The following is a 3726-nucleotide window of genomic DNA, read 5'->3' on the forward strand; positions in this document are numbered from 1 at the left end:
ACCAGAGCTTCTCCGCCTTCGTCCATCTCGCCGCCGCCATCATAAGCTCCAGATGAATATCAACAGGCCTTAGAGCGTGATCCCGAAAGGTGGGAACCGGTTTCGGGAAGATCACGCTCCCAACGAAGACTTGGATCATGACGGCGTTTCAACAAAACGGCGTCCCGATCCAAGCGAAGCGCCGCCGGCTCAAAAAAATTCGCGGCCAGCGCTGGCCAAAACGGCGCAAGGCGTGTATAGGCACCCGACTTTCTCAGATTATGGCCTCGATGCGGCCCTTTCGCGAGGGTTGCCGGGGCATTTTGACCATGTAGTGGAGCATATCCATGGCCGTTCCAAAAAGAAAAACCTCTCCGTCGAAGCGCGGCATGCGCCGCTCGGCCGACGCGCTCAAGGCCCCGACCTATGTCGAGGACAAGAATTCCGGCGAAATGCGCCGCCCGCACCATATCGACCTGAAGACCGGCATGTATCGCGGCCGCCAGGTTCTGGAGCCGAAGGAAAGCTGAGAAGCTTCCAAGGTTCATGACGTTTCAAAAGACCGGCCTTTGGCCGGTCTTTTTTGTTTTGGCGACCTCATGGGCGCGGCGGCCGACCCGAAATCGGCACGACCTGAGTTCGCGCCCGCGCGGCCCTAAGCCGTCCCCTCTCTATTTCAAACGCTAAGGGTCGTTCGCGCGTGAGATGATGACGAGATGTCAGCCAACCGGCTGACATCGTTATTTCATTAGGTCTTAGAGCGTGTTCGCCGCCGCCGGTGAAAACGCTTGACGGCGCGCCTGCGGCGGATTTTACAAAAGGGTGCCCCATTGGAGTCGCCCAGATGTTCGGTGCCATCCCGCTGCTGATCGTGCCCTTCGTCCTCTACAATCTCGGCCTGCTCGGATTGTTCGGCGGTGGCGACGATCCCTGGATGACCGAGATGTTCTCCTTCCGCATGATGTCGGGCGGCGTGTTCTCGATGACGCTCGGCGACCTGATGGTGCTGATCGGGCTGATCTTCCTGTTCATCGAGATCTCGAAATCGGTGCGCACGACCAATGCCTCGATCCTGGACCATCTCTTATCGACGCTGGTCTTCATCGCCTTCCTGGTCGAATTCCTGCTGGTGAAGGGCGCGGCGCACTCCGTCTTCTTCACTCTGATGATCATCGCGCTGTTCGACGTGCTGGCCGGCTTCTCGGTGTCGATGCGGTCGGCGAGCCGGGATATCAATTTGAACTAGGGATACAGCGCGGAAGCATGACTTCGTGATTGGCGGAACACGTTGATCGGATCGTCATTTTATGGCGGAGCAAGGAGCGAAGCGGCGTCGCGGAGACCCTGGAATGACGAACCTCTTCGCCGCGTCTCAACCTGCCGCAGCCTCAACCTTTCGTGCGACAACCGCCTCGTAGGCAGCGCGCAGTTGCTGGCGCACGGTGGGCGTGCCCGGCGGCGTCTTCGAAGGCATGCCCAGATGCTCGTGGCGCAGTTCGTCCATGAATCGCTCCCATAGCGGCGGGCCGCCCTTTTCGAGCAGCTCGGCGCGGATCGACAATTCTTCCGTAACCGGCAGCCAGACGCGTCCCCAGGCGCCGAGCTGCGCCATGATCGGCACCAGCGTGATCGCCATCTCGGTCAGGCTGTAGATCGCCTTCTGCTTGTGACTGGGATCGTCGGCCTTGGTCAGAAGCCCGAGCTGCATCAGCCGCTTCAGCCGGTCGGCCAGGATGTTGGAGGCGATGCCTTCGATCGAGCCGTTGAGCAACTCGCGGAAATGGCGTTTTCCGCCGAAGATCATGTCGCGCAGGATGATCAGGCTCCACCGGTCGCCGAACACTTCGAGCGACAGATTGATCGGGCAGCCGGACCGACGGTCGATGCTCATGGCAGTCTCCAGAAAAACCAGTTGCATTATGATATCGGTTTCATTATCGTGCAACTGATTGCAAAATGCAATCGGATTGGAGGAGCAGATGACCACCGCAGCGCAGCGCCCCGACATCGTTTCGGAGACCTTCGGCAGTTCGAAGGATCCGACGATCCTTTTGATCATGGGCGCCATGGCCTCGATGTCGTGGTGGCCCGAAGCCTTCTGCCGGCAACTTGCCGGGCGCGGCCGCTTCGTCATCCGCTACGACAACCGCGATACCGGCCTGTCGACCAAATATCCGCCGGGCGCGCCGCCTTATACGTTCGAGGACATGGTGGACGATGCCATGCGCGTGCTCGACGACCATGGCATCGCCAAGGCGCATGTCGCCGGCATGTCGATGGGCGGCATGCTCGCGCAGAGCGTCGCGCTGAAATATCCCGAACGCGTCGGCGCGCTCACCGTGATCTCTTCTTCGCCGCTCGGCGTCGACACATCCGGCCTGCCCGGGACAACCGAGGCCTATAAGGAACATTCGGCCCAAGGCGCCGATATCGACTGGTCGAACAGGGACCAAGTGCTCGACTTCATGGTCAAGGACGCACGCGCGATTGCCAGCACGCGCCATCCGTTCGACGAGGAACGGACGCGCGCGATGATCCAGGCGGACTACGATCGCTCCGGCGGTCTCGCCAGCGCGACCAACCATTTCCTGCTCAAGGGCGGCGGCCCGCAGCGGACGGTGCGGGATCTTCGCGCGCCGCTGCTCGTCATCCACGGCAGCGCCGACCCGCTCTTCCCGATCGAGCATGGCGAAGCGCTGGCGAAGGCCGTTCCCGGCGCAAGGCTGGTCAAGGTCGAAGGCGGCGGCCATGAACTGCACCGCAACGACTGGCCTCAAATCGTCGAAGCTATCGCCGCCCACGGGCAGCGCTGACAAGAAGCCGCCTTGACTCAAGCCGCCCGGGACAATAGTGAAGTAACCACTTCAGTATTATCCAACGGCCGAACGCGAAAGAGAGCCGGAATGTCCCTGACGCTGCATTTCCACCCGCTGGCCTCGTTCTGCTGGAAGCCGCTGATCGCGTTCTACGAGAACGGCACGCCTTTCGAACCGGTGATTGTCGACCTCGGCGACGAGGCCTCCCGCGCCGCCTTCCTGAAGGTGTCGCCGACCGGCAAGATGCCGGCGCTGCGTGACGATGCGCGGGGCCGCACGATGCTGGAATCGACCATCGTCGTCGAATATCTCGCCGCGCATTATCCGGGGCCGGTCGAGCTCGTTCCCGCCACTATCGATCTCGCCCTGCAGGTCCGCCAGGCCGACCGCTTCTACGATTTCTACGTGCAGCATCCGATGCAGAAGATCGTCGGCGACAGGCTGCGGCCAAAGGACAAGACCGATCCGTTCGGCGTCGAGGAGGCCCGGGCGCAGTTGCGCAATTCCTACGCCATCGTCGAAGAGGACATGCAGGGCAAGACCTGGGCGGTGGGCGAAACCTTCACGATGGCCGACTGCGCCGCGTCGCCGGCGCTGTTCTATGCCAACAAGGTCGAGCCGTTCGGCGACAAGTTTCCGGCGGTGAAGCGCTACCACGACCGGCTGCTCGCGCGTCCGTCCTTCGCCCGCGTCATCGAGGAAGCGCAGCCCTATTTCAAGTTCTTCCCCTACAACAACGGCTAGAGCCGGATGATTTCAGGTCGAATCGACCTGAAATCTGAATCCGTCTCTAATCAAAGAGATAGAGCATGATGTCGTCCGAAAACCGCTTCACACTTTTCGGCATCATGCTCTAAGGCCTGTTGATATTCAGGATTCCACATCGGGCTTGATCATGATTCAAGCTTCGGATGGAACGATTCGTGCTGAC

5 protein-coding genes are annotated in these 3726 nt (G+C 60.9%); 4 read left to right on the plus strand and 1 reads right to left on the minus strand.

What is annotated here, in order from left to right:
* The first annotated feature begins 326 nt into the window (after positions 1-326).
* Positions 327-509: a 50S ribosomal protein L32 gene (gene rpmF / locus FJ424_RS33255; RefSeq protein ID WP_006203806.1), complete on the plus strand. Its 183-nt coding sequence runs from the start codon at positions 327-329 to the stop codon at positions 507-509.
* Between the two features lie 314 nt (positions 510-823).
* A complete protein-coding gene (locus tag FJ424_RS33260) occupies positions 824-1225 on the plus strand; it encodes a hypothetical protein (RefSeq protein WP_042641631.1) in 402 nt (133 codons plus the stop codon).
* 126 nt (positions 1226-1351) lie between these two features.
* On the opposite strand, the gene FJ424_RS33265 is transcribed toward FJ424_RS33260, so the two are convergent.
* Positions 1352-1870: a helix-turn-helix domain-containing protein gene (locus tag FJ424_RS33265; protein ID WP_140659997.1), complete on the minus strand. Its 519-nt coding sequence runs from the start codon at positions 1868-1870 to the stop codon at positions 1352-1354.
* A gap of 88 nt (positions 1871-1958) precedes the next feature.
* Here FJ424_RS33265 and FJ424_RS33270 point away from each other — a divergent pair, with 88 nt between their 5' ends.
* Both FJ424_RS33270 and FJ424_RS33275 read left to right on the plus strand, forming a co-directional pair.
* Positions 1959-2792: an alpha/beta hydrolase gene (locus tag FJ424_RS33270; RefSeq protein ID WP_140659996.1), complete on the plus strand. Its 834-nt coding sequence runs from the start codon at positions 1959-1961 to the stop codon at positions 2790-2792.
* A 90-nt stretch (positions 2793-2882) separates the two neighbouring features.
* The gene (locus FJ424_RS33275) at positions 2883-3539 is read left to right on the plus strand and encodes a glutathione S-transferase family protein (protein WP_140659995.1); all 657 of its coding nucleotides are present in this window, start codon (positions 2883-2885) and stop codon (positions 3537-3539) included.
* Positions 3540-3726 lie beyond the last annotated feature (187 nt).

The sequence above is a fragment of the Mesorhizobium sp. B3-1-8 genome (assembly GCF_006439495.1).
GTDB lineage: Bacteria > Pseudomonadota > Alphaproteobacteria > Rhizobiales > Rhizobiaceae > Mesorhizobium.

What these genes read in the sequence shown, in the direction of transcription:
- FJ424_RS33275 (WP_140659995.1), top strand. Translation starts at nt 2,883, where the DNA reads ATGTCCCTGACGCTGCATTTCCACCCGCTGGCCTCGTTCTGCTGGAAG.
- rpmF (WP_006203806.1), top strand. Translation starts at nt 327, where the DNA reads ATGGCCGTTCCAAAAAGAAAAACCTCTCCGTCGAAGCGCGGCATGCGC.
- FJ424_RS33260 (WP_042641631.1), top strand. Translation starts at nt 824, where the DNA reads ATGTTCGGTGCCATCCCGCTGCTGATCGTGCCCTTCGTCCTCTACAAT.
- FJ424_RS33270 (WP_140659996.1), top strand. Translation starts at nt 1,959, where the DNA reads ATGACCACCGCAGCGCAGCGCCCCGACATCGTTTCGGAGACCTTCGGC.
- FJ424_RS33265 (WP_140659997.1), bottom strand. Translation starts at nt 1,870, where the DNA reads ATGAGCATCGACCGTCGGTCCGGCTGCCCGATCAATCTGTCGCTCGAA.